Source organism: Pseudomonas sp. IPO3778 (assembly GCF_013386825.1).
In the GTDB taxonomy this organism is placed as follows: Bacteria; Pseudomonadota; Gammaproteobacteria; order Pseudomonadales; family Pseudomonadaceae; genus Aquipseudomonas.
Genome location: NZ_JACARC010000021.1, coordinates 176,719 through 198,412, shown reverse-complemented (window position 1 = coordinate 198,412; position 21,694 = coordinate 176,719). Strand labels below are relative to the sequence as shown.

Genomic DNA, 21,694 nt, shown 5'->3' with positions numbered 1-21,694 from the left:
TGCTATTGCCGTTACTCTTGCTTTCACACACTCAAGCCGGCCGGTAGGCCGCTGTGCTCTTGCTTTTGATCTTGATCTGCGGGCCCCGTTAACCACGATGGCCGCAAGTAGGCACGGTGGAGCGGGTAAATCGGCAAGGATGCCGATTTAGCCGCGACGGGCCAGGGACGGGCCGTCGCGGCGGCCCGCGGAGCCGGGCCGGAGTGCGGGCATGCCGAGCCTAGGCGAGGCACCGAGTGGTGGGGCAAAGACCTTTTGGTTACTTTTGGGGCGTTTGCCAAAAGTGACCCGCTGTAAGAGCGGAACCCTAAGTGGCCGTTACCTAAATAACGGATATGTACACCCAACCCCGCCCCCCAATCACCGTTCTACCGGCACCGAAAGCCCCGATTTCCCAAGCGCATGACTGCGCGCATCAAAAAACCGCAACTCCACCTCCATCCCCTCAAACAGCTCGGCAAACCGCCGCTTCTGCTGCTGAATAAACCCCGCACTGCGGCCAAACACCGAAATCGCCAACGTGCTGATCTTCGCCTGCCGAATCGCCTGCACCAGATGCACATCTTGCGCACCCAGGTGATGCCCGAAGATGCACAGCCCACCCTCATGGCTCAACAACTGCTCATAACAAAACGACAAATAGTCAGAACTGCGAATGGTCTTCAGCTTCTCCTCAACCTTGCCCTCGCTGACAAACAACGGCACATCATCCAGCGTCTTGATCGTGTTATTGATCGCAAAACTGCTGAGCAACGTGCTGTCGGTGGTCGGCAATTTACGCGCCGTACCATCAAGGTTACGCACCAGGTGCAGACCACCATGCAGATACAAAATGCGCGTGGTGTCGCAGCCAGTATTACGCAGGTCAAAACTCGCATCGGCACTGCGAAACAGATCATCAATGCCCTGCGCCTGCAGGATCGCCCAGTAGTTGAGCAGGTCGTAATTGCTGGTGAACACCGTCGGGTAACTCGCCAACTCTTCATGAATCGTCGCCAGCGTCGAAGGCTTCACCAGGCGCCAGGGAATGTGCACGCTGTGGATCGTGTTGATCAGCGCTTCCTTGATCGCGTAGTAGCGATTACGCGGCGCCGCCGAACTGACCGCCAGGGCCTTGTTCACCCGACTGGTGGTCTTCAGTGCCCCCAGCACCTGTTCGAAACTGCGGGTCTGCATCGCGTCAAACACACTGAGCTCGGACTGGCTCAGGGGTTTTTCTTCCACGGTGCGGGCGTTTTCGAACAGCGAGTCGTAGGCAAAGTCTTCCCACACTGCGCGGCTGGCGCCGTTGCCGATCAGGATCCCGCTGAAGGCGGCACTGCTGCGCAAGGCGTTCCAGTCTTCTAGGTGGGCATCAAAATCCTGGGAATCCTTCATTGCGGCGGGTCTACTCAAAATCGGCTGGGCGGTGACTTTATCACGAGCGGGCGTTGATCCTGGTCAAGATGCCGCAGGCAATCGGAGTCGATGCTGTAGGTATAACGACTTTAGAGGTTTAGCCACCATGAGCAGCACCTTCTTCATTCCCGCCGTCAACATCATGGGCATCGACTGCCTCGACGACGCCATGACCGCCATTCGCAACTACGGTTTCCGCAAGGCGCTGATCGTCACCGATGCGGGGTTGGCCAAAGTCGGTGTGGCCAGCATGATCGCCGAGAAACTCGCGATGCAGGACATCGACTCGGTGATCTACGACGGCGCCAAGCCCAACCCGAATGTCGATAACGTTGAAAAAGGCCTGGCCCTGCTGCAACAGAGCGCCTGTGATTTTGTGGTGTCCCTGGGTGGCGGTTCGCCCCATGACTGCGCCAAGGGCATCGCCCTGTGTGCGACCAACGGCGGGCACATCGGCGACTACGAAGGCGTCGACCAGTCGGCCAAGCCGCAACTGCCACTGGTGGCGATCAACACCACCGCCGGCACCGCCAGCGAAATGACCCGCTTTTGCATCATCACCGACGAAACCCGCCACGTGAAAATGGCCATCGTCGACCGCAACGTCACGCCGCTGCTGTCGGTCAACGACCCGGCGCTGATGGTCGGCATGCCCAAGGGCCTGACCGCCGCCACCGGCATGGACGCGCTCACCCACGCGATCGAAGCCTACGTGTCCACCGCTGCCAACCCGATCACCGATGCGTGCGCGATCAAGGCCATCGAACTGATCAGCGCCAACCTGCGCAGTGCGGTACGCGACGGTCAAGACATGGCCGCCCGGGAGAACATGGCGTACGCGCAGTTCCTCGCCGGCATGGCCTTCAACAATGCGTCCCTGGGGTTCGTGCACGCCATGGCGCACCAGTTGGGTGGCCTGTACGACTTGCCCCACGGCGTGTGCAACGCGGTGCTGTTACCCCATGTGCAAAGTTTCAACGCCAGCGTCAGTGCCGAACGCCTGAGCCATGTGGCCCGGGCGTTGGGCGCCGACATCAAGGGCTCGTCGGCGGAAGAGGGCGCCCAGGCGGCCATCGCGGCGATTCGCAGTTTGTCCCAGGATGTGGAGATTCCCGCCGGCCTGCGTGAACTGGGCGCCAAGTTGCAGGACATCCCGCTGCTGGCGACCAACGCCCTGAAGGACGCCTGCGGTTTGACCAACCCACGGCGGGCGGATCAGCGTCAGATTGAGGAGATCTTTCGCAGCGCGTTTTGATCGGCTCTCATCAGGGCGACGCTCAGCAGTGCGCCGCCCGCCAGCACCCCGCACAACACCGCCAACGGCCAGGCCTGCTGACTCGCCAACAGGCTGGCCACACCACCGATGGCCGCCGCCATCAACTGATGCATAAACCCGCTCAGGGCCATGGCGTAGGAGCCGCTCACCGGCGACTCATCATTGGCCAGCGACAGGCTGATGGGATAACTCATCGACTGCCCGAACACCGCCAGGCAGTAGGGCAGCCACAGCAGGATCGCCAGGCCATTGGCAAACAGGCTGCCCAGCAACATCGTCGCGCTGCCGCACAGCACCAACGCCACGCCCCAACTCATCATCGACAGGCGCCCGGTGCGGGCGACCAGGCGATTGACCATCAACGCCCCCGCCAGATACGCCCCGCTGATCGGCCAGCCGAGCCAGCCATACTGCGCTGCGCTCCACTGGAAATGGCCCTGCAAGATCAATGGTGCGCAGGTGTTGAAGGCGATGATCACCCCGTAACCCAAGCCCCCCGCCAGTGCTGGGCGCAGGAACGCCGGATGGCGCAGGATCGTGCCGTAGATGCGCCACGCCGAGACGTGCCCGGCGGCTTTTTCCAGTGTCGGAAACACCACCCGTTGCAGCGCAATCATCAAGCCGGCAGCCGCCATCGACAGCCCATAAAAGATCGCTTCCCAGCCAAACGCCACCTGCAACAGCGAGCCCACAAACTGCCCGATGCCCAACGCGATCACGAACGTCATCCCCAGCCACGACAACCCCTTGGCCAACAGCGCACCGCTGAAACTGTCGCGAACCAACACCCGCGCCATCACCGACACACCGCCCGCGCCGAGCCCTTGAACCAGCCGCAGGCCAAGAAACGATTCGAGGTTGTAGGCGGACGGAATCGCCGCACTGGCCAGGGCATACAGCGCCAACGCCGCCAGCAGCACCGGCTTTCTGCCAACCCGCTCACCGAGGCTGCCCCAGAGCAGCATCGGCAGCGCCATGCCGATCAAATACACCGCCAGGGCCAGTGCCACCTGGTCCTCGGCAGCAGGCAATGCGTGGGCAATCGCCGGTACGGCGGGTAGGTAACTGCTGATGCCAACCTGGGACAGAAAGGCCGCGCTGCAGGCGATGGCGAGGGTGGTGGTGCTTTTCAAGGGGCAAAAAATCCTGTTGAGCAGTAAGCTGCAAGCCGCAAGCTACAAGCTGCTAGTGTGTTTGTCTCTAGCTGGCAGCCTGAAGCTAACCGCTTGTCGCTTAGGAACCAACCTTATGAGAGTTCTATTATTCGGCGCCACCGGCATGGTCGGCCAGGGCGTGTTGCGTGAGTGCCTGCTGGCCGGTGACGTGCAGGAAGTGGTGGCTGTCGGTCGCACCGCGCTGACCCAGGAGCACGGCAAGTTGCACCAGGTGCTGCATGCCGACATGTTCGATTTCCAGCCCCTGGAGCACCTGCTGCAAGGTTTCGATGCGTGCTTCTTTTGCCTGGGCGTGTCCTCGGTGGGCCTGGACGAAGCCAAGTACACCCATTTGAGCTACGACCTGACCCTGGTGGCCGCCAGTACCCTGGCGCGGCTCAATCCGCAGATGACCTTTATCTACGTGTCCGGCGCCGGTACCGACAGCAGCGAAACCGGTAAAACCATGTGGGCGCGGATCAAGGGCAAGACCGAAAACGCCTTGCTGCGCCTGCCGTTCAAGGCGGTGTACCTGTTCCGTCCGGGCGTAATCCAGCCGCTGCACGGCGTGCGTTCGAAAACCCCGGTTTACCAGACGTTCTACACCGTCCTCGGCCCGCTGTTGTCGTTGTTCCGACGCCTGCGCCCGGACTGGGTCGTGAGCACGGAAACCGTTGGCCGCGCAATGCTCTCGGCAGTCCGGCACGGCGCCCCGACGCCTGTTGTGGAGCAGGCCGATATCAATCGCCTGGCCACCGAGCGCGTCTAGATGCTGCATAAAAGCCTGGTCCGTCGCCTCGACCTGATCACCCTGCAACTGTTTGTGGCGGTGCATGAAGAGGGCACGCTGACCCGCGCCGCCGCCCGTGAAGCCATTGCGGTTTCGGCCGCCAGCAAGCGCTTGATGGAGCTGGAGCAGGTGTTGGGCGTGAGCCTGTTTGTGCGCCAGGCCAAGGGCATGCACCTCACGGCCGCCGGCGAGACCTTGTTGCACCATGCGCGGCAGATGCTGTTCAACGTCGAGAAGATGGGCCTGGAGCTGGGGGAACACAGCCATGGGGTGCGCGGTTATGTGCGGATGCTGGCGAATCTCTCGGCGATCATTCAGTTCCTGCCTGAAGACTTGCGCGACTTTTCCGCGCTGCACCCCCAGGTGAAAGCCGACCTGGAAGAGCGGCCCAGCAATGGCGTGGTCCAGGGCGTGATCGATGGGGTTGCGGACCTGGGCATCTGTTCCAGCGATACCGACACCAAAGGTTTGCCCGGCGTGACCTATCGGCGGGACAAGCTGGTGGTGCTGATGCCGGCGGATCACCCGTTGGCGACGCGCAAGGCATTGGCCTTCGTCGAGACCCTGGACAGCGATTACGTGGGGCTGCATTCCGCCAGTTCGATCAACATGCGTACCCACGCGGCGGCGCGGGAGGCGGGCAAGGTGCTGCGCCTGCGGATCCACGTGCCGGGCTTTGATGCGATGTGCCGGATGGTCCAGGCGAATATGGGCATTGGTATCCTGCCGCAAAAGGCCTATGAACTGTTTGGCCGGGCGTTGGGGTTGCATGCGGTGCCGCTGACGGATGCATGGTCGGACCGCAGCCTGATTCTGGTGGTGCGTGATGAGGCGCAGTTGTCGCCGGTGAGTCGGTTGTTGTTCGATTATTTGCGTCGGGAGCAGGGCTGAGCGAAACGCTGCAGGCCTCATCGCGGGCAAGCCCGGCTCCCACAGTTGACCGCGTTGTTTGGGGAAAAATCGATCCCCTGTGGGAGCCGGGCTTGCCCGCGATAGCGATTTAAAGAGCGCCCAAAATCCCCGAGCCTTCGCCTTTCGCGAACGCTCGTTGCCAACTGACGGTTGGCTTTCTACTGCCGGTGTCCTCTAGCCTTGGCCCCACATTCCAAGAACAAGAGGTACACCCCATGACGGCTCCCCTGAGCGGTATCAAGGTGATCGAGATCGGCACCCTGATTGCCGCGCCGTTCGCCGCCCGGCTGATGGCCGAGTTTGGCGCCGAGGTGATCAAGATCGAAGCCATGGGCCAGGGCGATCCGCTTCGCAAATGGCGAAAGCTGCACCAAGGCACGTCGCTGTGGTGGTACCTGCAATCGCGCAACAAGAAGTCCCTGGCCCTGGACCTCAAGTCCGCAGAAGGCCTGGACCTGGTCAAGCAACTGCTGGGCGACGCCGACGTGCTGATCGAAAACCTGCGCCCCGGTGGCCTGGAAAAACTCGGTCTCGGCTGGGACGTGCTGCACGCCCTCAACCCCAAGCTGACCCTGGTGCGCATCTCCGGCTACGGCCAGACCGGCCCTTACCGCGATCGCCCGGGCTTCGGTGCCATCGGCGAGGCCATGGGCGGGATTCGCTACACCACCGGCAACCCGGATTCACCACCGGCGCGGGTGGGCGTGAGCCTCGGCGATTCACTGGCGTCGCTGCACGGGGTGATCGGCGCGCTGATGTCGCTGCTGCGGGTCAAGACCGGCCAGGGCGATGGCCAGATCGTCGACGTGTCCCTGGCCGAAAGCGTATTCAACCTGATGGAAAGCCTCGTGCCGGAATACGACATGCTCGGCCATGTGCGCGAACGCAGCGGCGGCGCCTTGCCGGGCATTGCACCGTCCAACACCTACCTGACCGCCGATGGCGCCTACGTGGTGATCGCCGGCAACAGCGACCCGATCTACAAGCGCCTGATGCTCACCATCGGCCGCGCCGACCTGGCCGAAGCCCCCGAATTTGCCCACAACGACGGCCGCGCCGCCAAAAGTGGCCTGCTCGACGCCGCCATCACCCACTGGACCAGCAGCCTGCCCATCGACCAGGTGCTCAGCGCCCTGGAAGCCGCCGAAGTACCGGCAGGGCGCATCTACTCCGTGGCCGATATCGTCACCGACCCGCACTACCAGGCCCGCGACATGCTGCTCAGCGCCGACCTGCCCGGCGGCCTGACCGTGAAGATGCCCGGCATTGTGCCCAAACTGTCGGAAACCCCTGGCGCGGTGAACTGGCAGGGCCCGAGTCTGGGCCAGCACACCGACTCGATCCTCGGCGACCTGGGCTTGACCGGCGCAGACATTCAACGCCTGAAAACTTCAGGAGTGGTGCAATGAAAAACGATTCCGATGCCTTGATCGTGCAGGAAGTCTCGCCCCGGGACGGCCTGCAAATCGAGCCGACCTGGGTTGAGACTGTCGACAAGATCGCCCTGATCGATCAACTGTCCCTCGCCGGTTTTTCCCGGATAGAAGCCGGTTCGTTCGTGTCGCCCAAGGCCATTCCCGCGTTGCGCGACGGTGAGCAGGTGTTCCAGGGCATTACCCGCCGTCCCGGGGTGATCTACGTGGCGTTGATCCCCAACCTCAAGGGCGCCCAACGGGCCATCGAGTCCCGGGCCGATGAGTTGAACCTGGTGATGTCCGCCAGCCAGACCCACAACCTGGCCAATATGCGCATGCGCTGCGAGGCCTCGTTGGCAGCGTTTGGCGACATCGTGAGTTTTGCTGCCGACTACCCGGTGCGCCTCAACGGCAGCATCGCCACCACCTTCGGCTGCCCGTTCGAAGGCAAGATCGACGAAGACCGCGTGCTGCAATTAGTGGATGCCTACCGCGAGCTGGGCATCCAGGGCATCAGCCTGGCGGACACCACCGGCATGGCCAATCCGCGTCAGGTGGAGCGCTTGGTCAAGCGCGTGCTGGAACGGGTTCCAGCCAGTGATTTGACCCTGCATTTCCACAACACCCGCGGCCTGGGTTTGTGCAATGTGCTGGCCGCCTATGAGGCCGGTGCCCGCCGCTTTGATGCCGCATTGGGCGGCCTCGGCGGCTGCCCGTTTGCGCCTGGCGCCTCGGGCAATATCTGCACCGAAGACCTGGTCAACCTGTGCGAAGAAGTCGGGATTCACACCGGCGTCGACCTGCCGCACCTGCTGCAGATGTCGCGACAATTACCGGCCTTGCTCGGCCACGAACTGCCAGGCCAGGTGGCCAAGGCCGGGCGCAATTGCGACCTGCATCCGCCACCGGCCTACATCGCCACCTTGTAAACCGCCCACCAGACAACAAAAACAATCGGACGCCCTGCGAGCAGTCCGCTGGAGAGAAACAATGAGCCTTAATACGTTGGAGGCCGGCGTGCGCCCGGCCGCTGAACACGATGCCGAAAAAGCCCTGGTCAGCAAGGTCGCCTGGCGCCTGATGCCGCTGATCATGGTCTGCTACTTGTTCGCGTTTTTTGACCGCATCAACATCAGCTTCGCCAAGTTCCAGCTGCAGACCGACCTGAGCCTGAGCGACACCGCCTACGGCCTCGGCGCCGGGCTGTTCGTGGTCGGCTATGTGATCTTCGAAGTGCCGAGCAACATGATGCTGTACAAGGTCGGCGCCCGCCGCTGGATCGCCCGCATCATGATGTCGTGGGGGCTGGCGACGGCAGCCATGGTGTTTGTCACGGCTGAGTGGCAGTTCTACGGGCTGCGTTTCATCATCGGTGCGATGGAGGCAGGGTTCGCGCCGGGCGTGTTGTATTACCTGACGCTGTGGTTCCCCCAGCACTACCGGGGGCGCATCACTTCGATGCTGTTCCTGGCCTCCGCATTTGCCGGGCTGGTGGGGGCGCCGTTCTCCGGGCTGGTGCTGGAACACCTCGACGGCGTGCTGCAAATGCGCGGCTGGCACTGGTTGTTTTTGCTCGGTGGTTTGCCTTGCGTGGGCCTGGGGTTCCTGGTGCTCAAGCTGCTCAAGGACCGCATCGAGGACGCCCACTGGCTGACCCCGTCGGAGAAGACCTTGCTGGCCAGCCGCATTGCCGTGCATGAACCCCACAAGAGCGGTGGCTCGCTGCTGGCGGCGCTGCGTATTCCCGGCTTCCTGATGCTCGGCTTTATCTACTTCCTGATCCAGGTGGCGTCCTACGGCCTGAACTTCTGGGCGCCGCAACTGATCCGCAGCGCCGGCACCCAGAGCCCGGTGATGATCGGCCTGCTGACGGCGATTCCCTACATCTGCGGGGCCATCAGCATGGTGGTGATCGGGCGCTTGTCCGACGCTACGGGTGAGCGCCGCAAGTTTGTCAGTGGCTTGGTGGCGCTGGGCGCGGTGGGGTTCTTTTGCGCGGGAATCTTTGCCGATCACACCACGTTCCTGATCGTCGCCCTGAGCCTGCTGGGCGCCGGGATCATTGCCTCGATTCCGACCTTCTGGACCTTGCCGCCCAAGCTGTTGGCCGGTGCCGGAGCCGGCGCGGCGGGCGGGATTGCGGTGATCAACACCCTGGGCCAGTTCGGCGGCATCGTCAGCCCCGTGATGGTCGGCCGGATCAAGGACCTCACCGGCAGCACCACGCCGGCGCTGTATGTCATCGGCGTGTGTGCGTTGCTGGCGGCGGCGCTGTTGCTGTGGGGCCTGCCGCAGAAACTGCGCACCCTCGACAAGCACTGATCAGCCGGCAGTTACCAGCGATCGGGTGGGCGTGGCGCTGAACTGAATCAGTGCCACACCGCCAATCAACATCAACGCCCCGATCAACCGGGGCGCGGTCAATTGGCGCTCCACCAGCCCGAACAGGCCGAAGTGGTCCAGCATCAACGAGGCGACGATTTGCCCGGCCATCGCCAGGGCAATAAACCCCGAGGCACCGAGCTTGGGCATCAGGATCAACGCCAGCGAAATAAAGCACACGCCGAACGCACCGCCGCTCCATATCCACAGCGGCGCCTGGGTGATAAACCCAAGGCTGGGCAGCGGCAGGCGCAGGGCCAGGATCACCGGCAGCAGCACGATGATGCTCACCAGCAGCGAGGCGAGGGTGGCCCATAACGGATGGCCCAGGCCGCGTCCCAGGTTGGCATTGATCACACTTTGAAACGGCACCACCGCCCCGGCGAACGCCGCCAACAGCAACAGACCTACCCAATGCAACGTCGTCATGATCAATCTCCCAGAGGTTTTGCTGGACTCTAGGCCATTCGTCACGCAAATTTAAATTCCAAGTTCTTATGCAGAACATGCAGCTGATGAATGATCTTCGACGTATCGACCTCAACCTGCTGGTGATCCTCGACGCCTTGCTCAGCGAGCAGCACGTGACCCGCGCTGCCGAGCGCCTGCACTTGAGCCAGCCGGCAGTGAGCCACGCCCTGGCGCGGTTGCGGGATGTGCTTGGGGATCCGCTGTTGGTGCGCCAGGGCAGTTCGTTGGTGCCCACCGCTCGCGCGCTGGAGCTGGCGATGCCGCTGGCGGAAGCGCTGGCCCAGGTGCAAGCGCTGCTGGCGCCGAATCGCTTTGATCCGGCGTCAGCCAAACGCACCTTTCGGGTGGCCATGTCGGACTACAGCGCGGCGATTTTTTTACCGGGGTTGGTGCGCACCTTGCGCCGGGAAGCGCCGGGGATTGATTTGCAGATTATCCAGGCCAGTCGCGAAGGCATGCTGGATGGGGTGCTCAACGGCGATATCGACCTGGCCGCCGGGGTGTTTCCCGACATGCCGGCCGAACTGCGCAATACGCCTTTATTCGAAGAGCATTACGTATGCCTGGTGGACCGTGCGAGCCTGCCCCAAAGCGGCGTGCTCGACTTGCCCACCTACCTGGCGCGGCCCCACGTATTGCTGGAAATGCGCGGCAGCGGCACGCCGGAAATCGAACGGGCGCTGACGGCGATTCGCGAGCGCCGGCACGTGGCGATCAGCTTGCCCCATTGGGGCGTGGCGCCGCAGTTGATCCCGGGTACGGATTTGATCCTTACCGTGTCGTCTCGCGGGCTGCTTAACATTGATCACGAGCAACTGTTGGCCGTGCCGCCACCGTTTCACATTCCGTCGTTTGCGTTTGTGCTGGCGTGGCATTCGCGGCGGGGCGCAGACCCGGCGTTGCAGTGGTTGAATGGGCAGGTGCATGGCGTGCTGCTCACCCATAACCTTTAGCACGCACGGTTTCTGTGGCGAGGGAGCTTGCTCCCGTTGGGGCGCGAAGCGGCCCTGGCAAGTCAGCCGCCATCGTCCTGAAAGATCGCGTCGATCGGTTTAGGGCTGCTTCGCAGCCCAGCGGGAGCAAGCTCCCTCGCCACAGGAAAGCCTCGGCAGAATGAAGTTTTACCCGTAGCAATAGAACAGGCAGAATCCATCCACCCGATAACCGTCTGTCAGAGCGCCTTCCATGACCCCATCCCTGCTGTTCGCCGTCCTCGCCTCGGGCTTTATCTACGGCATCACGCCCGGTCCCGGTGTACTGGCCGTTTTTGGTATCGGCGCCGCTCGCGGTCGTCGTGCCGGTGCCGGCTTTCTCTGCGGGCATCTGTTGGGTGATGTGGTGTGGTGCAGTACGGCGTTGATTGCGATCGTCGGCGCGCGGGAAATCGGCAGCAGCGCGTTTGACGTGTTGGGTGTGCTCAGCGGCCTGTACCTGTTCTGGCTCGGCTGGCGCGCGATCCGCACCCAGCGCCGCAGCGGGGAATCACCACAGGGCGCGGCACGCCAGCCGTTCTGGCACGGCATTATCTTCGGCCTGACCAACCCCAAGGCCTACCCGGTAGCGGTAGCGACCTTCACCGCCTTGCTCTCCAGCCGTGCTGAACTGCTGACCTGGTCGATGCTGCCGTGGTTGATCTTCCTGAGCTTTATCGGTGGCCTGGTGGCGTACGCGATCCTGATCGGCGTGGTCGGCGCGCAACGGGTGCGCACGGTGTATCAGCGTCATGAAGTGATGATCACCCGGCTGTGTGGCGTGATGTTTATCGGCTTCGCCATCAACGCCCTGGCACATGCGTTGCCGGGCCTGTTTGGCAGCAAGGCTTGACGACCGTTCGTCGCACTGGCAAGTTTTTTCTAAACCTTTAGCGCCCTGAAAATTCAGATTCAGGGCGGGGTTTATTTCCCTGCACCTGTTTATTACGTGGAGGAACCTATCATGAGCCGCATGGCTATCCGGTTACGCACCGCCAGTTTCGCGATGCTGCTGGGCCTCGGCGCCAGCAGTGCTTTCGCCCAGTCGCCTGCCGATTTCATCGAGCAGGCTTCGGCCAAGGGCATGGCCGATATCGAGACCAGCCGCATGGCACACGCCAAGACCTCGTCCCAGGAGATCAAGGACTACACCATCGAAGTCATCAACGAACGCACCCTGGCCAATCAGCACTTGGCGGCCATTGCCAAGAAGCTCGATCTGCCGGTGGCGCCACGGGACAAGATCGTCGACAAGGCTGAATCGCTGATGCCGAAGCTCAAGGAGGGTGATTCCTTTGATGCTGCCTACACCGCCGAGCAGGTCAAGGCCAATGAAGACGCGATCGCCCTGTTCAAGCAGGAAGGCGCCGAGTCGGATATCCCGGAAATAAAGGCCCTGGTGGATGAGACCCTGCCCAGGTTGGAAGAGCGCCTGGAGAAAGCCCGGGCGCTGGCGTCGACTTACGGAAAAGGTCACCAGGGCGACGGTTGATTGCCTTGAGTACGCCCTGACAAAACGGCGGCCGGATCACTCCAGCCGCCGTTTTTTTATGCCTGGTTCAGATCGGTCTTCGGTTGTTCGCCTTCCGTTGTCGTCAGGTTGGCAACGGTGATGGTTTCGCTCTCGCCCATGGTTTTGTATTCCTTGCGCAATGTCTCAAGCTGCTTGCGATCCAGGCCATCCAGGCTCAACACGGCGTTTTGCGCGTCCTTGGTGGCGCGCAGCAGTTCGTCGATCTTGATATGCAAAATGTCGTTGTCGCGGTTTTGCGTGTTCTGGATCAGGAACACCATCAGGAAAGTGATGATGGTGGTGGACGTGTTGATGATCAGCTGCCACGTGTCGTTGTAGTGGAAATAGGGCCCGCTCAAACTCCACAGGATGATCAATCCCACTGCCGCATAGAACGTGCGGGCGCTGCCTGCCCAGCGGGACAGGGACTGTGAGATGGCGGAGAATTTCATGACCGTGTTCCTTTAAAGGGGGGTAATGAAAATACTGACCGCGGGCGCGCTCTGAAATTTCTTTTTACAATTGGAAGACTGAATAACGTTGTCCGTTTTTTTGTTGAGCCTTTCGGAGTGATCCTACGGTGTCCTGAAGCGGCGAGGGGAAGACTGGGCTTTTCTCCGGACTTGCCCCATGCACTCCACCGTAGCCAGCGATGCGACCACGCAGTATCACCAGACCGAAGCGCATTTTTTGGCGGCAGTCTGTCCTTTGCATCGTCGCTATAGCTCGAGTGTAAATGCCTATTTTAGCGCGGTAGATCCGGCCCCATGGAACCTGTTGTCTATCCGGGTGGGCAGCGGCGCGTTGGATGAAGCCATGCTGGAGGCCCAGGACCTGATCCGTCGCACCCCGTTGGGAGTACATGTCGTGATTCATGACGACGAGGTCGAAGGCCTTTGGCAGGCGCTGACGGATTCAGGCCTCGTTGCGTTTGAAAAGACCACGGCAATGTGTCTTGATTTGTCGACGTTTACGCCACTGCCGGCAGACCGCCAAGCTCGGGTCAACCTGACGCAGCACTTGAGCGACTGGGCCGGCCCGGTAGGCAACGCCTTCGGGCTGCCGGAGGGTGGCATTGCCAACTATCAGGCCCAGCATCAGAGGGCCCTGGACAGCGATCAAGGCTTTTACCACTTCACACTGTCAGTCAACACTGTGGTGGTGTGTTCGTTGACGTTGTCGATGTGCGAGGGGGTGGCCAGGCTGAACGATATCGGCACTGAGATAGCCGCTCGCGGCAAAGGCTATGCCACACAGTTGATTCACGCTGCACTGGCTTACGCCCGGGCCTTGGGCGCCCGGCAATGCTTTCTTGAGGCCACGCCGGCGGGTGTCTCGCTTTATCGAAAGCTGGGGTTCGTAAGGTTGTTCGGGTACCAGGCTTTTTTTCGTGGCCCTGTCGTCCCGGTGTCAGTAGAGGGCGACTTTTGCGGCCTCCGCGTCCTCCAGTTCCAACAGATACTGCTTGGCTTCAAGCCCGCCGGCGAACCCGGTCAGACCGCCTGACGCACCAATGACCCGATGGCACGGCGCAACAATCGAAATCGGGTTGCGCCCGTTGGCCGCGCCTACCGCCCGCACTGCCTTGGGGTGGCCGATCTGGACGGCGATCTGGCTGTAGCTGCGGGTTTCTCCGAACGGAATGGTCAGCAGTGCCTGCCAGACCTTCTTCTGGAAGTCGGTGCCGGCAAAGTCCAGGTCCAGCTCGAAACGGTTGCGGGTACCGGCGAAGTACTCCTTCAACTGCCGCTGGGTTTCCAGCAGCACCGGGCTGTTGTTGACCTCTTGCAGGGCGCCCAGTCGAACACGGTTGGGGCGCTCTTTTTCCCACAGGATGGCGGTGAGTTTTCCGTCACGGGCCACAAGGGTCAGTTGGCCGACGGGGGAGGGCATGAGGGTGTATTCATAGGACATGGTCGGGCTCCTTGAGGGGGTATGAAGCTACTGTAAATTCGCCGGTCCATGGGGGAACTACGTTTCTTGCGGTTGAATTCGCGAGGGATTTAGAGGTTCCAGTAGACCCAGTTGGCGTAATACGGATACCAGTAAAGCCACGAAAACCAATACAGCGCCTTGAGTACCGATGCAGTGCCAATCACAAAAAACGAGGCGATGTTGAGCAGTGTGATGATTACGGCAAACACGGTCACACGCCGGCTGGCATACAGCTGAGCAAATCGCGCTCCGTAAACGGAAGCCGCGATGGACGCCAGCGCCAGGACGAGTCCCAACGGAAAGGGCAGCCTGAGAAACGAAAGCAGCAGAGGGGCGACCACCACCCAGCCCAGTACCTTGCGCAGTACGGGTTTTGGTGTGCGTTGTGCAGAAGGAAGCATGCCGGGGTTCCTGATTCAGAGGTGACAGGCGAACATCATCGTGGCCTCGGTGCGTTGTGGCACTCGGAGTTTGCTTAAGTGCAGTCACCGGTCCTGTTGCAGCACCTTGAGCGCAGCCGATGCAAGAAACCCCGAACGGCTTTTTTCTTCCGGGTGATGCAGTACATATTCATCAATACGGTTCAGCAGGTAGCCAGGCAACGTGATGTTGAGTTTCTGCGCCTTGCACAGGTACTGGGTGACATCAATGTCCACCACCGCCCAGGTGCAGCCGGCGTACTGCGGATTAGCTGCATGGAGCGTGACTTTCTGTGCAGCAGGAATGGGCGCACCGTCTTCTGCGAGGATCTCGAAATGGCCTTCGATCGCTTCGCGGGCCATGGCCATGGCGTCGTCCAGGTCCTCTCCGGCGGAGAAGCAACCGGGAATGTCCGGGACTTCCACACCCCAGGCGTGGTCCTCGTCACCGGTTGAAATTGCGATTGGGTACAGCATGTCTGTTGTCCTCCACGGACGTGTTAGCTGAGCAGAGCCTGTTTCAAAATGCTCTTTGCGGTCTTGTCCAAAAGGTCCTTTTGGCGAGCCTGCAACAACTCATCAATCACTGTCAGGAATGCCGTGACCATCAAGCTGCGCCCATCAGTACGCGTAAGCACAAGCAACTGCGCATACGCATCCAGATCCACCAACGCCCGATACGTCACGCCCTTGTTCATCAAGCTCTGGGTGCACGCCGGCACCAGCGCCACACCTTGCCCTGCCGCCACCAGCGCAATGATCGACGTGATCTGCCGTCCTGTCGGTCCGGCACGCAATGGCAAACCCTTGTGCCGGTAAAGCTGCTCGATGGACTGGTTAAGCCCAGAGCCGTAATCGGCGGGAAACAGAATCAACGGGTACGCACTCAACTGCGTCAGGCTGACCTCGGCGTGGCTAGCCAGCGGGCTGTCGCTGGAGACCGCCGCCACCAGCCGCTCTTCACCCAGCGACAACGCCTGCACCTCGGTCTGCCCGGGCAGGGGCAGCAAGCGGCTCAGGCCGATGTCCAGGCGGCCATCCGCCACCTGCGCGCCGAGGCTGCCGGAGGCGCACTCCACCAGTGTCAACTGCACATCGGGAAAGCGTTGGGCGAAGGCTTGAATCGCCTGGCTGAACAAATCCGACAGAGCGATCGAACTCACGTAACCCAGCGCCAATTGCCCGGCGGCCCCTGAGGCCAGTTTGCCGGCGATGGCTTCGGCGAGGTCGACCTGCTCCAGTACCGCACGGGCGTAGGGCAGGAATGAGCGGCCTTGAGCGGTGAGCGAAACCGTGCGACTGGTGCGGTCGAACAGACGAAACCCCAGTTCAGCCTCCAGCGCGGAAATCTGCCGGGTCAACGGCGGCTGGGCCAGGTGCAGGCGAAGGGCGGCGCGGCCGAAGTGCAGTTCTTCGGCGACGGTCAGAAAGTAACGCAGCTTGCGTAGGTCGAGCATCCTGGCCCCAGGGTATTGATCGGTCCGAAATCGGTATTGGTCTCGGGTGTGCGGGTCATTCTATAAAGGCCTCTGGTCATAAAACGAGAGGTTTTATGAAACCGCGCCTGCATTGTGCCCGTCCTGCCCAGTTCCTGTGTGGCTGCGCGGCGTTCCTCAACCTCTACGCCAGCCAGAACTGAGCAAGACCTTATGAGCGACGCCGTTGCCTTGCCCGTACCCGAGACGTCCGCCCGCCGTCGTTCATTGATCGCCGGGTGCAGCGCCCACGCGATTCATGATGGCCTGACCGATGTGATCTACGTGCTGCTGCCGATCTGGCAAGCGCAGTTCGGCATGACCTACGCCCAGATTGGCCTGCTGCGCGGTGCTTACTCCGGGATGATGGCGGTGTTCCAGCTGATGGCCAGCCGCGCGGCCAAGCGGTGGGGCCGTACGCCGATGCTGGTGGGCGGGACGGCGCTTGCCGGTGTTGCCTATCTGTTGGCGGGGCAGGCGACCGGGTTGGGCATGTTGCTGCTGGCGCTGCTGTTGGGCGGGCTGGGGGCGAGTACTCAGCATCCGCTGGCTTCTTCGATGATCACCGACACCTATGAGGGCGGAGGAGGGGTCAAGGAGGCGCTGTCTCAATACAACTTCTCCGGGGACATTGGCAAAACCCTGGTGCCCGGATTGGTTGGCTTGCTGCTGACCGTCATCAGTTGGCGCGCGAGCGTGACGCTTTTGGGCCTGCTGGGGTTGGCGGCGGCGGGGTTGCTGTGGTGGCTGATCCCCACGCAGGCAGCGGCGTCCACTCCCGGGAAAAACGCCAAGACACTGGTAGGAAGCGGCTCCATCAGCGGCCTGCGCGCGCTGATCGTCACGGGCACGCTCGACAGTGCAGTGCGCATGGGTTTTCTTACGTTTTTGCCATTCCTGCTGCAAGCCAAGGGCGCCGGCACCGCAGGCATTGGCGTGGCGCTGACCATGCTGTTTATCGGCGGCGCCTTCGGCAAATTGCTCTGCGGCTACCTCGGTGCACGCATCGGCATGATGAAAACCGTGTGGCTGACGGAGACCAGCACGGCGCTGTTGATCATTGCGGCGGTGTACCTGCCGTTGACCGGTTTGATGGTGATGTTGCCGGTGTTGGGGCTCGCGTTGAACGGCACGTCGTCGGTGCTGTACGGCGCGGTGCCGGACCTGGCGGGCGCAGGCAAGCGGGAGCAGGCGTTTGCCGTGTTCTACACCGGCACCATCGGTGGTGGCGCGCTGGCACCGGTGCTGTTTGGCGGGCTGGGGGACTCGATGGGCGTGCCCGTGGCGGTGATGGTGTTGGCGGGGATGTTGTTGCTGACGTTGCCGTTGGCGTGGGTGGTGCAGCGGGGCTGCTCACTCAAATAATCGAATGATTGGCGACATGCCCCGGCTGCGCTTGCAGATCGATACCCAGTGCGTGAAGCACCTTGAGTACTGTTTCGAAGCGGGGCTTTGCTCCGGGGGCAAATGCCTTGTACAGACTCTCACGGCCCATGCCGGTATCGGTCGCGACCCGCGCCATCCCACGAGCTTTGGCCACGTACCCGACGGCCCTGAGGAACTCCTCGTTATCACCATCGGCCAGAACTTGAGAAAGGTATTCGCTGATGGCTTCATCACTGTCGAGCAGTGCCGCCATATCAAATGTCGTCAGTGTTTGGCTCATGATCAAACTTCCTTTGCCAGTTTTTTTGCTCGCCGGATGTCGGCGTCTTGTGAGGATTTATCGCCACCGGCTAGCAAGACGATGACGGTTCTTCCTCGCAGCGTGAAATACACTCGATAACCCAGACCGATATCTACACGCATTTCCGAGACACCATTGCCTACTGTCTTGATATCGCCCAGATTGCCAGCGGATGCGCGATCGATTCGCCGGGCGATGGCGATTTTGGCGCGTAAATCACGTATTGCTGAATGCCAGGTAATGAAGGTCTGCGTTTGCTGGACAAGATAGTTCACGGATTCTCACTGTATCCATATGGATACTATCTGGCAATAGGCATGAGCACGTGCGTACGGCGCGGTTAGGCGCAGGAGAATGATGTGAGTGAGGCTAAGGATTCAAATGCTCTCTTGTTGCGAGCGATTGCAGTGTTGGACTTGACGCCTGATCCATCAATGACGCAATCCGCTGCGCATCCTCCGGCGTCGCCGGGTTATACACCACCATATTCAGATCCTTGCGCCCATCGACCGCAAACACCGAATACTCAAATTCAATTGGCCCCAACACCGAATGGCGTATCCGCTTGATGCGATCGCCATGGGCACCCTGAACATCGTTCTCACTCCACATCGCCTTAAACTCCGGACTGCGCCGACACAGTTCATCGACCATCGGCTGCACCTGCTCTGCCGCACCTGAGCGCGCCGTATCAATCCTGAAAGCTCCCAATACAAACCGCGCCACGCTTTCCCAATCGTATTGGGCCGCGCGGGAATTGGGATCCAGGAACATGAAACGCAGGATATTTCGCTGTTCCGGCGCCTGGGATCCGTAGTCCATCAACATCACCGTCGCCGCCTGGTTCCAGGCCACCACATCCCACGTCGCCGTACGCAGGATCGCGGCGCTGGGGTTCAAGGCATCCAGCACCCGTTGCAGGCGTGGCGTCACCGTTTCGTTCTGCTGGTAGCGCACCTCTGGCGGGCGGCCGAAGGCCAGCAGGAACAGATGCTCGCGTTCGATATCGGTCAACATCAGCGCATGGGCAATCCGTTCCAGCACTTCCACCGACGGCGCGCCGCCACGGCCCTGTTCGAGCCAGGTGTACCAGGTGGGGCTGATGTTGGCGCGCTGCGCCACTTCCTCGCGGCGCAACCCGGGCGTACGCCGCCGTGCCGATGAGAAGCCGAACGCCGCCGGATCGAGCCGTGTGCGACGGTCTTTCAGATAGCTGCCCAGCTGGTTTGCGCTCATAGCCTGTTAGCCTCTATACCCTGATAACGTCACTACTTTACCCGTATAGGGCGAGCGCACAGATTAGTCTCTGAATACACACGGAGATACGGTTCATGCGCATATTTATCACGGGTGCCAGCGGATTTATCGGGTCGGCTGTCGTCAAGGAACTGATTTCGGCGGGCCATGAAGTGCTGGGGTTGTGCCGTTCGGATGACAAGGTGGCAGCGCTGGAGGCGGCCGGTGCCCAGGTGCACCGTGGGTCGCTTGAGGACCTTGAAAGCCTCAAGGCCGGGGCCGCCCAAGCGGATGGCGTGATACACCTGGCGTTCAATCATGACTTCTCGACATTCGTCGCGAACTGCGAGGATGACCGCCGGGTTATCCAGGCGCTGGGAGAGGCACTTGCCGGGTCGGATCGACCGCTGATCATCACCTCCGGCGTGGGGATCGCGAGCACCGTGCCGGGCCAGTTGGCGACGGAGGATGGCGCGGTGGTGACCTCCACGCAGATTCCCCGTGCCGCGTCGGAAGAAGCGGCCAACGCTGTAGCCGCCACGGGTGTGAATGTATCGGTGATGCGCTTGCCACAGGTACACGACACCTTCAGGCAGGGGCTGGTCAGCCCGGTGATCGAGTTGTATCGCGAGAAGGGCGTTTGCGCTTACATCGCCGACGGGAAAAACCGTTGGCCCGCGGCACATATTCTGGATGTGGCGCGGCTCTACAGGCTGGCGATTGAAAAGGCTGAGCCGGGCGCGAGGTATCACGCGGTGGCGGAGGAGGGCGTGTCGCAGCGGGAGATAGCCGAGGTGTTGGGCGCGCGGCTAGGGTTGCCGGTTAAATCAATTTCGGCGGAAGAGGCTCAGGGATTTTTTGGTTGGTTGGCGATGTTTACCGCTCACGATGTGCCGGCATCCAGTGCGATTACGCGCGCGACGTTGGGATGGGAACCGGTGGGGCGGGGGTTGCTTGTGGATCTTGCGCAGTTGGAGGGAATTGAAGGCTGAAGCGCGGACTAGTCTGAATATTTGAATCTTGCTCCATTGCCTACACAACCATCAGAATCGTCCCGGTTGTACGCCTTGGGCGACCTCTTTAAGGTTCGTCAGCCGCTGCCCATCAGCGGTCGGGTTTAGTAGCCCTGTGAAGTTTTGGCGTACGGCTGTCTTATCGGCCAGGCATTTCATTGCCTGTGCCTAATGGTAGCTGTGCGCAGGGCGTCTTCGGGCGCGCCGGTTCTGAAACTTCCCGGTCTACTAACCTGCGTACAGCTGCCACCCTATTTCTGTAGTACTGGGTGGTGGTCCTTCTTGAGGATCAACAGATGTGTACTGACTCGTATAACTCACCCGTAAAAATATTCAGCGTACGTCCCGAAATCGGCACCGATGCATTGCTCGCCAATGCCTACGAAACCATTGCCGGTGCTGGCGCCATGACCAACGAATTTGCCGATAACCTGCCAGACGAGCATCGCTGTCTGGCCTTGGCGATTCAGCAAACCATTGAGTTGGGCCTGATGCTGGTGGAGGCGGCACAAGACCGCGTGGACTCAGTCGCCTAGGCATTCTGTAACAGGCTCACCTTCCCAGGCCGCCCATACCAAGGGGAAGGAAGCCAAATTTTTGTTAGCTCGAACGTTCCCGCTTCAAATCCAAACGGTCTGCGAGACTCGCCGCCTCTTCAATCAGCGCGTTACAGAACGCGTCGACGAAGAGAGAGGATGGCCGATAGTCGGGCTTGATCAACATGACCCGGTAGGGAATGGATACGTTGATCGGCCGAATCGCCAGCCCGCTACCGGCCTCCGCCACCGCAGTCAACGGGTTGATAATCGCCACGCCAAGCTGTTGCTTGACCATGGCACACACCGACGCAGCGTTGGTTGTTTCAACCACAATATGCCTGTCGACGCCGGCCCGGCGGAACTGCTCATCGAGGGTTTGACGATAGATATCCAGGCCCGACAGGTTGATGAAATTGCCCCCCTGAAAGTCTTCCAGTGTCAGCAACGGTTTAGCCAACAAAGGGTCACCGTCCGGCAGTACGCACACCATGTCGGAACAAAAAAGTAGTTTCCCCTGTGTGCCCTGAGGCGCATGTTCGCCTTCGGTCAATCCGAGGTCGTATCGCTGGGCGCTGAGTGATTCTTCCAGCAGGGGCGTTTCCTGTGCTGCGATGCTCAAGCCGATGCCGGCATGCTGTTGCTGGAAACGCTTAAAGACCTTGGGCAAAAGCGTCTGGGAAAACAGCGGAAGACAGGTAATGCTCAGTTGGCCATGTTCAAAGCGACGAATTGACTGCGCAACGCTGTTGATTCGTTCCAGGCCGATGTAGGAACGCTCAACCTCTTCAAACAGCATGATCGCCTGGGCCGTCGGTACCAGCCGCCCTCCCGCGCGATCAAAGAGTCGCAGGCCCGAAAGCTTTTCCAGTCGCGCCAGTTCCCGGCTGACCGTCGGTTGGGAAGTAAATAGCAACTGCGCCGCTCCCGTGACGCTGCCGGCCTGCATGATGGCCCGGAACACCTCGATATGCCGTATGGATACTTCCATCCCTGACCTCTACCCAATTAACCAGGTCCATATCAAAACTGAATCGCGCGGCAAAGAATAGGTATTTTATTGAATTAGGAACGCCGGGCATGCTGGTTTCTCTCCCTATTTCAGAAAGAA

Annotated in this window: 25 protein-coding genes; 13 read left to right on the top strand and 12 right to left on the bottom strand. The window is 61.1% G+C overall.

Annotation, left to right across the window (positions count from 1 at the left end; genetic code table 11):
• Nucleotides 1–360: 360 nt before the first annotated feature.
• A complete protein-coding gene (locus tag HX855_RS09800) occupies nucleotides 361–1,377 on the bottom strand; it encodes a DUF4917 family protein (RefSeq protein WP_177082694.1) in 1,017 nt (338 codons plus the stop codon).
• Between the two features lie 127 nt (nucleotides 1,378–1,504).
• On the opposite strand from HX855_RS09800, the gene yiaY reads away from it, so the two are divergent.
• Nucleotides 1,505–2,653, top strand: coding sequence for an L-threonine dehydrogenase (gene yiaY, locus HX855_RS09795; RefSeq protein WP_177082692.1), 1,149 nt, complete (start codon nucleotides 1,505–1,507; stop codon nucleotides 2,651–2,653).
• Here yiaY and HX855_RS09790 read toward each other — a convergent pair.
• The gene (locus tag HX855_RS09790) at nucleotides 2,620–3,807 is read right to left on the bottom strand and encodes an MFS transporter (protein WP_177082690.1); all 1,188 of its coding nucleotides are present in this window, start codon (nucleotides 3,805–3,807) and stop codon (nucleotides 2,620–2,622) included. The two genes, yiaY and HX855_RS09790, sit on opposite strands and share 34 nt — an antisense overlap.
• Before the next feature lie 115 nt (nucleotides 3,808–3,922).
• On the opposite strand from HX855_RS09790, the gene HX855_RS09785 reads away from it, so the two are divergent.
• The 5 genes from HX855_RS09785 (at nucleotide 3,923) to HX855_RS09765 (ending at nucleotide 9,267) form a co-directional block, all read left to right on the top strand.
• Complete coding sequence (locus tag HX855_RS09785) at nucleotides 3,923–4,597, top strand: NAD(P)H-binding protein (protein WP_177082687.1); 675 nt, start codon at nucleotides 3,923–3,925, stop codon at nucleotides 4,595–4,597.
• Nucleotides 4,598–5,509, top strand: coding sequence for a LysR substrate-binding domain-containing protein (locus HX855_RS09780; protein ID WP_177082685.1), 912 nt, complete (start codon nucleotides 4,598–4,600; stop codon nucleotides 5,507–5,509). It begins immediately after the preceding gene.
• Between the two features lie 236 nt (nucleotides 5,510–5,745).
• Nucleotides 5,746–6,939 carry a CaiB/BaiF CoA-transferase family protein gene (locus tag HX855_RS09775; RefSeq protein WP_177082683.1) on the top strand — a complete coding sequence of 398 codons (1,194 nt, stop codon included), beginning with the start codon at nucleotides 5,746–5,748 and terminating at the stop codon, nucleotides 6,937–6,939.
• The gene (locus HX855_RS09770) at nucleotides 6,936–7,874 is read left to right on the top strand and encodes a hydroxymethylglutaryl-CoA lyase (RefSeq protein WP_177082681.1); all 939 of its coding nucleotides are present in this window, start codon (nucleotides 6,936–6,938) and stop codon (nucleotides 7,872–7,874) included. The genes HX855_RS09775 and HX855_RS09770 overlap by 4 nt, the downstream gene beginning before the upstream one ends.
• Nucleotides 7,875–7,935: 61 nt before the next feature.
• Nucleotides 7,936–9,267, top strand: coding sequence for an MFS transporter (locus HX855_RS09765; RefSeq protein WP_177082679.1), 1,332 nt, complete (start codon nucleotides 7,936–7,938; stop codon nucleotides 9,265–9,267).
• Here the strand turns inward: HX855_RS09765 and HX855_RS09760 are convergent, their stop codons facing one another.
• Nucleotides 9,268–9,756 (bottom strand): DMT family transporter, encoded by a 489-nt coding sequence (locus HX855_RS09760; protein ID WP_177082677.1) that lies wholly within the window; start codon nucleotides 9,754–9,756, stop codon nucleotides 9,268–9,270.
• A gap of 77 nt (nucleotides 9,757–9,833) precedes the next feature.
• Between HX855_RS09760 and HX855_RS09755 the strand changes: the two genes are divergently transcribed.
• From HX855_RS09755 to HX855_RS09745, 3 genes are all read left to right on the top strand, one after another.
• Nucleotides 9,834–10,751: a LysR family transcriptional regulator gene (locus HX855_RS09755; protein ID WP_375140071.1), complete on the top strand. Its 918-nt coding sequence runs from the start codon at nucleotides 9,834–9,836 to the stop codon at nucleotides 10,749–10,751.
• A gap of 232 nt (nucleotides 10,752–10,983) precedes the next feature.
• Nucleotides 10,984–11,622 (top strand): LysE family translocator, encoded by a 639-nt coding sequence (locus HX855_RS09750; RefSeq protein ID WP_177082667.1) that lies wholly within the window; start codon nucleotides 10,984–10,986, stop codon nucleotides 11,620–11,622.
• A gap of 111 nt (nucleotides 11,623–11,733) precedes the next feature.
• On the top strand, nucleotides 11,734–12,261 hold the full coding sequence (locus tag HX855_RS09745; RefSeq protein WP_177082665.1) for a DUF4142 domain-containing protein: 528 nt from the start codon (nucleotides 11,734–11,736) through the stop codon (nucleotides 12,259–12,261).
• Between the two features lie 56 nt (nucleotides 12,262–12,317).
• On the opposite strand, the gene HX855_RS09740 is transcribed toward HX855_RS09745, so the two are convergent.
• Nucleotides 12,318–12,734 carry a low affinity iron permease family protein gene (locus HX855_RS09740; RefSeq protein ID WP_177082663.1) on the bottom strand — a complete coding sequence of 139 codons (417 nt, stop codon included), beginning with the start codon at nucleotides 12,732–12,734 and terminating at the stop codon, nucleotides 12,318–12,320.
• A 178-nt stretch (nucleotides 12,735–12,912) separates the two neighbouring features.
• Between HX855_RS09740 and HX855_RS09735 the strand changes: the two genes are divergently transcribed.
• The gene (locus HX855_RS09735; protein ID WP_177082661.1) at nucleotides 12,913–13,788 is read left to right on the top strand and encodes a GNAT family N-acetyltransferase; all 876 of its coding nucleotides are present in this window, start codon (nucleotides 12,913–12,915) and stop codon (nucleotides 13,786–13,788) included.
• On the opposite strand, the gene HX855_RS09730 is transcribed toward HX855_RS09735, so the two are convergent.
• The 4 genes from HX855_RS09730 to HX855_RS09715 all read right to left on the bottom strand — a co-directional run bounded on the left by HX855_RS09730 (nucleotide 13,693) and on the right by HX855_RS09715 (nucleotide 16,093).
• Entirely contained in the window at nucleotides 13,693–14,196 is a 504-nt protein-coding gene (locus HX855_RS09730) for a methylated-DNA--[protein]-cysteine S-methyltransferase (protein ID WP_177082659.1), read from the bottom strand. The genes HX855_RS09735 and HX855_RS09730 overlap by 96 nt on opposite strands.
• 89 nt (nucleotides 14,197–14,285) lie before the next feature.
• Nucleotides 14,286–14,618, bottom strand: a complete 333-nt coding sequence (locus tag HX855_RS09725; protein ID WP_177082657.1) for a hypothetical protein — start codon at nucleotides 14,616–14,618, stop codon at nucleotides 14,286–14,288.
• Nucleotides 14,619–14,702: 84 nt separating this feature from the next.
• Nucleotides 14,703–15,113 carry a type II toxin-antitoxin system HicB family antitoxin gene (locus HX855_RS09720; protein WP_177082655.1) on the bottom strand — a complete coding sequence of 137 codons (411 nt, stop codon included), beginning with the start codon at nucleotides 15,111–15,113 and terminating at the stop codon, nucleotides 14,703–14,705.
• 23 nt (nucleotides 15,114–15,136) lie between these two features.
• The gene (locus HX855_RS09715) at nucleotides 15,137–16,093 is read right to left on the bottom strand and encodes a LysR family transcriptional regulator (RefSeq protein WP_177082654.1); all 957 of its coding nucleotides are present in this window, start codon (nucleotides 16,091–16,093) and stop codon (nucleotides 15,137–15,139) included.
• 192 nt (nucleotides 16,094–16,285) lie between these two features.
• Here HX855_RS09715 and HX855_RS09710 point away from each other — a divergent pair, with 192 nt between their 5' ends.
• Nucleotides 16,286–17,476 (top strand): MFS transporter, encoded by a 1,191-nt coding sequence (locus HX855_RS09710; protein ID WP_177082652.1) that lies wholly within the window; start codon nucleotides 16,286–16,288, stop codon nucleotides 17,474–17,476.
• Here the strand turns inward: HX855_RS09710 and HX855_RS09705 are convergent.
• The 3 genes from HX855_RS09705 to HX855_RS09695 all read right to left on the bottom strand — a co-directional run bounded on the left by HX855_RS09705 (nucleotide 17,469) and on the right by HX855_RS09695 (nucleotide 19,034).
• Nucleotides 17,469–17,777 carry an addiction module antidote protein gene (locus tag HX855_RS09705; protein ID WP_003212064.1) on the bottom strand — a complete coding sequence of 103 codons (309 nt, stop codon included), beginning with the start codon at nucleotides 17,775–17,777 and terminating at the stop codon, nucleotides 17,469–17,471. The genes HX855_RS09710 and HX855_RS09705 overlap by 8 nt on opposite strands.
• 2 nt (nucleotides 17,778–17,779) lie before the next feature.
• On the bottom strand, nucleotides 17,780–18,073 hold the full coding sequence (locus HX855_RS09700) for a type II toxin-antitoxin system RelE/ParE family toxin (protein WP_177082650.1): 294 nt from the start codon (nucleotides 18,071–18,073) through the stop codon (nucleotides 17,780–17,782).
• A 94-nt stretch (nucleotides 18,074–18,167) separates the two neighbouring features.
• Nucleotides 18,168–19,034: a helix-turn-helix transcriptional regulator gene (locus HX855_RS09695; protein ID WP_177082648.1), complete on the bottom strand. Its 867-nt coding sequence runs from the start codon at nucleotides 19,032–19,034 to the stop codon at nucleotides 18,168–18,170.
• A gap of 95 nt (nucleotides 19,035–19,129) precedes the next feature.
• On the opposite strand from HX855_RS09695, the gene HX855_RS09690 reads away from it, so the two are divergent.
• On the top strand, nucleotides 19,130–20,026 hold the full coding sequence (locus HX855_RS09690; protein ID WP_177082646.1) for an SDR family oxidoreductase: 897 nt from the start codon (nucleotides 19,130–19,132) through the stop codon (nucleotides 20,024–20,026).
• Nucleotides 20,027–20,343: 317 nt separating this feature from the next.
• Nucleotides 20,344–20,583, top strand: coding sequence for a DUF6124 family protein (locus HX855_RS09685; RefSeq protein ID WP_010176613.1), 240 nt, complete (start codon nucleotides 20,344–20,346; stop codon nucleotides 20,581–20,583).
• Nucleotides 20,584–20,647: 64 nt separating this feature from the next.
• Here the strand turns inward: HX855_RS09685 and HX855_RS09680 are convergent, their stop codons facing one another.
• Nucleotides 20,648–21,574, bottom strand: coding sequence for a LysR family transcriptional regulator (locus HX855_RS09680; RefSeq protein WP_177082644.1), 927 nt, complete (start codon nucleotides 21,572–21,574; stop codon nucleotides 20,648–20,650).
• Nucleotides 21,575–21,694: the final 120 nt, after the last annotated feature.

Bases quoted from the DNA above. Each gene is read 5' to 3' on its own strand.
- HX855_RS09800 (WP_177082694.1), bottom strand. From the start codon at position 1,377: ATGAAGGATTCCCAGGATTTTGATGCCCACCTAGAAGACTGGAACGCC.
- yiaY (WP_177082692.1), top strand. From the start codon at position 1,505: ATGAGCAGCACCTTCTTCATTCCCGCCGTCAACATCATGGGCATCGAC.
- HX855_RS09785 (WP_177082687.1), top strand. From the start codon at position 3,923: ATGAGAGTTCTATTATTCGGCGCCACCGGCATGGTCGGCCAGGGCGTG.
- HX855_RS09780 (WP_177082685.1), top strand. From the start codon at position 4,598: ATGCTGCATAAAAGCCTGGTCCGTCGCCTCGACCTGATCACCCTGCAA.
- HX855_RS09775 (WP_177082683.1), top strand. From the start codon at position 5,746: ATGACGGCTCCCCTGAGCGGTATCAAGGTGATCGAGATCGGCACCCTG.
- HX855_RS09770 (WP_177082681.1), top strand. From the start codon at position 6,936: ATGAAAAACGATTCCGATGCCTTGATCGTGCAGGAAGTCTCGCCCCGG.
- HX855_RS09765 (WP_177082679.1), top strand. From the start codon at position 7,936: ATGAGCCTTAATACGTTGGAGGCCGGCGTGCGCCCGGCCGCTGAACAC.
- HX855_RS09760 (WP_177082677.1), bottom strand. From the start codon at position 9,756: ATGACGACGTTGCATTGGGTAGGTCTGTTGCTGTTGGCGGCGTTCGCC.
- HX855_RS09755 (WP_375140071.1), top strand. From the start codon at position 9,834: ATGCAGCTGATGAATGATCTTCGACGTATCGACCTCAACCTGCTGGTG.
- HX855_RS09750 (WP_177082667.1), top strand. From the start codon at position 10,984: ATGACCCCATCCCTGCTGTTCGCCGTCCTCGCCTCGGGCTTTATCTAC.
- HX855_RS09745 (WP_177082665.1), top strand. From the start codon at position 11,734: ATGAGCCGCATGGCTATCCGGTTACGCACCGCCAGTTTCGCGATGCTG.
- HX855_RS09740 (WP_177082663.1), bottom strand. From the start codon at position 12,734: ATGAAATTCTCCGCCATCTCACAGTCCCTGTCCCGCTGGGCAGGCAGC.
- HX855_RS09735 (WP_177082661.1), top strand. From the start codon at position 12,913: ATGCACTCCACCGTAGCCAGCGATGCGACCACGCAGTATCACCAGACC.
- HX855_RS09730 (WP_177082659.1), bottom strand. From the start codon at position 14,196: ATGTCCTATGAATACACCCTCATGCCCTCCCCCGTCGGCCAACTGACC.
- HX855_RS09725 (WP_177082657.1), bottom strand. From the start codon at position 14,618: ATGCTTCCTTCTGCACAACGCACACCAAAACCCGTACTGCGCAAGGTA.
- HX855_RS09720 (WP_177082655.1), bottom strand. From the start codon at position 15,113: ATGCTGTACCCAATCGCAATTTCAACCGGTGACGAGGACCACGCCTGG.
- HX855_RS09715 (WP_177082654.1), bottom strand. From the start codon at position 16,093: ATGCTCGACCTACGCAAGCTGCGTTACTTTCTGACCGTCGCCGAAGAA.
- HX855_RS09710 (WP_177082652.1), top strand. From the start codon at position 16,286: ATGAGCGACGCCGTTGCCTTGCCCGTACCCGAGACGTCCGCCCGCCGT.
- HX855_RS09705 (WP_003212064.1), bottom strand. From the start codon at position 17,777: ATGAGCCAAACACTGACGACATTTGATATGGCGGCACTGCTCGACAGT.
- HX855_RS09695 (WP_177082648.1), bottom strand. From the start codon at position 19,034: ATGAGCGCAAACCAGCTGGGCAGCTATCTGAAAGACCGTCGCACACGG.
- HX855_RS09690 (WP_177082646.1), top strand. From the start codon at position 19,130: ATGCGCATATTTATCACGGGTGCCAGCGGATTTATCGGGTCGGCTGTC.
- HX855_RS09685 (WP_010176613.1), top strand. From the start codon at position 20,344: ATGTGTACTGACTCGTATAACTCACCCGTAAAAATATTCAGCGTACGT.
- HX855_RS09680 (WP_177082644.1), bottom strand. From the start codon at position 21,574: ATGGAAGTATCCATACGGCATATCGAGGTGTTCCGGGCCATCATGCAG.